This is a genomic window from Acinetobacter lwoffii, from assembly GCF_024129595.1.
In the GTDB taxonomy this organism is placed as follows: domain Bacteria; phylum Pseudomonadota; class Gammaproteobacteria; order Pseudomonadales; family Moraxellaceae; genus Acinetobacter; species Acinetobacter lwoffii_O.
On record NZ_JAMXXS010000075.1, the window covers coordinates 1 to 2,952 of the forward strand.

The 2,952-nt window shown below is 50.4% G+C and carries 1 rRNA gene; it reads right to left on the reverse strand.

Annotated features, from left to right (window positions below):
* Positions 1-23: 23 nt before the first annotated feature.
* Positions 24-2,918: ribosomal RNA gene (locus NI466_RS15640) — 23S ribosomal RNA — on the reverse strand.
* Positions 2,919-2,952: the final 34 nt, after the last annotated feature.

Genomic DNA, 2,952 nt, shown 5'->3' on the forward strand with positions numbered 1-2,952 from the left:
TACAACAACTGTTTGGGTGTTGTATAGTCAAGCCTCACGAGCAATTAGTATTGGTCAGCTTCACATATCACTATGCTTCCACATCCAACCTATCAACGTCGTAGTCTTCAACGGCTCTTTAGGAGACATAAAGTCTCGGGGAAATCTTATCTTGAGGTAGGCTTCCCGCTTAGATGCTTTCAGCGGTTATCCCTTCCGAACATAGCTACCCGGCGATGCCACTGGCGTGACAACCGGTACACCAGAGGTTCGTCCACTCTGGTCCTCTCGTACTAGGAGCAGATCCTCTCAAATTTCCAACGCCCACGGTAGATAGGGACCGAACTGTCTCACGACGTTCTAAACCCAGCTCGCGTACCTCTTTAAATGGCGAACAGCCATACCCTTGGGACCTGCTTCAGCCCCAGGATGAGATGAGCCGACATCGAGGTGCCAAACACCGCCGTCGATATGAACTCTTGGGCGGTATCAGCCTGTTATCCCCAGAGTACCTTTTATCCGTTGAGCGATGGCCCTTCCATACAGAACCACCGGATCACTAAGACCTACTTTCGTACCTGCTCGACTTGTGGGTCTCGCAGTTAAGCGCGCTTTTGCCTTTATACTCTACGCGTGATTTCCGACCACGCTGAGCGCACCTTCGTACTCCTCCGTTACTCTTTAGGAGGAGACCGCCCCAGTCAAACTACCCACCAGACATGGTCCTCGTCCCGGATAACGGGACAGAGTTAGAACCTCAATATTACCAGGGTGGTATTTCAAGGACGGCTCCATCGCAACTAGCGTCGCGACTTCAAAGCCTCCCACCTATCCTACACAAGTAAGATCAAAGTTCAATGTCAAGCTGCAGTAAAGGTTCACGGGGTCTTTCCGTCTAGCCGCGGGTACACCGCATCTTCACGGCGAATTCGATTTCACTGAGTCTCTGCTGGAGACAGCGCCCCCATCATTATGCCATTCGTGCAGGTCGGAACTTACCCGACAAGGAATTTCGCTACCTTAGGACCGTTATAGTTACGGCCGCCGTTTACTGGGGCTTCGATCAAGAGCTTCGCTTACGCTAACCCCATCAATTAACCTTCCAGCACCGGGCAGGCATCACACCCTATACGTCCACTTTCGTGTTTGCAGAGTGCTATGTTTTTAATAAACAGTTGCAGGGGCCTGGTTTCTGAGGCTGTCGGCCGCTCAAGGAGCAAGTCCTATCACAGACAACAGCGTACCTTCTCCCGAAGTTACGGTACCATTTTGCCTAGTTCCTTCAGCAGAGTTCTCTCAAGCGCTTTGGTCTACTCGACCTGACCACCTGTGTCGGTTTCGGGTACGATTCCTGTGTAACTGAAGCTTAGAGACTTTTCCTGGAAGCATGGTATCAGCCACTTCACTGTACAAGTACAGCTTGCTATCAGTTCTCAGCATAGAGTACCCCGGATTTGCCTAAGATACATGCCTACAACCTTCCACCTGGACAACCAACGCCAGGCTGACTTAACCTTCTCCGTCCTCTCATCGCATTACACAGAAGTATTGGAATATTAACCAATTTCCCATCGACTACGCCTCTCGGCCTCGCCTTAGGGGTCGACTCACCCAGCCCCGATTAACGTTGGACTGGAACCCTTGGTCTTTCAGCGTGCGAGTTTTTCACTCGCATTGTCGTTACTCACGTCAGCATTCGCACTTCTGATACCTCCAGCAGACTTCTCAATCCACCTTCATCGGCTTACAGAACGCTCCCCTACCACGCATAATAAATTATGCATCCGCAGCTTCGGCATATAGTTTTAGCCCCGTTACATCTTCCGCGCAGGCCGACTCGACTAGTGAGCTATTACGCTTTCTTTAAAGGGTGGCTGCTTCTAAGCCAACCTCCTAGCTGTCTATGCCTTCCCACATCGTTTCCCACTTAACTATAATTTTGGGGCCTTAGCTGGCGGTCTGGATTGTTTTCCTCTTGACTACGGACGTTAGCACCCGCAGTCTGTCTCCCGGATAGTACTCATTGGTATTCGGAGTTTGCATCGGTTTGGTAAGTCGGGATGACCCCCTAGCCGAAACAGTGCTCTACCCCCAATGGTATTCGTCCGAGGCGCTACCTAAATAGCTTTCGGGGAGAACCAGCTATCACCAAGTTTGATTAGCCTTTCACCCCTATCCACAAGTCATCCCCTGGCTTTTCAACGACAGTGGGTTCGGTCCTCCAGTTAGTGTTACCCAACCTTCAACCTGCTCATGGATAGATCACCTGGTTTCGGGTCTATACCCAGCAACTAAACGCCCTATTAAGACTCGGTTTCCCTACGGCTCCCCTATTCGGTTAACCTTGCTACTGAATATAAGTCGCTGACCCATTATACAAAAGGTACGCAGTCACCGGACTAAGCCGGCTCCCACTGCTTGTATGCATGCGGTTTCAGGATCTATTTCACTCCCCTCACAGGGGTTCTTTTCGCCTTTCCCTCACGGTACTGGTTCACTATCGGTCAGTCAGGAGTATTTAGCCTTGGAGGATGGTCCCCCCATATTCAGACAAGGTTTCACGTGCCTCGCCCTACTCGACATCATCATATAAGCCCTTTCGTGTACAGGACTATCACCGTCTACGGTCGCACTTCCCAGAGCGTTCCACTAGAACTTATATGACTTAATGGGCTCTTCCCCTTTCGCTCGCCGCTACTGAGGGAATCTCAATTGATTTCTTTTCCTAAGGGTACTGAGATGTTTCACTTCCCCTCGTTCGCCTTGCAACACTATGTATTCATGTTGCAATACCTACCTTATGGTAAGTGGGTTTCCCCATTCAGACATCTCCGGATCACAGGATATTTGCCGCCTCCCCGGAGCTTTTCGCAGGCTATCACGTCTTTCATCGCCTCTGACTGCCAAGGCATCCACCACATGCACTTAATTACTTGACTATACAACCCCAAACAGTCGTTTATCCTTACAAGT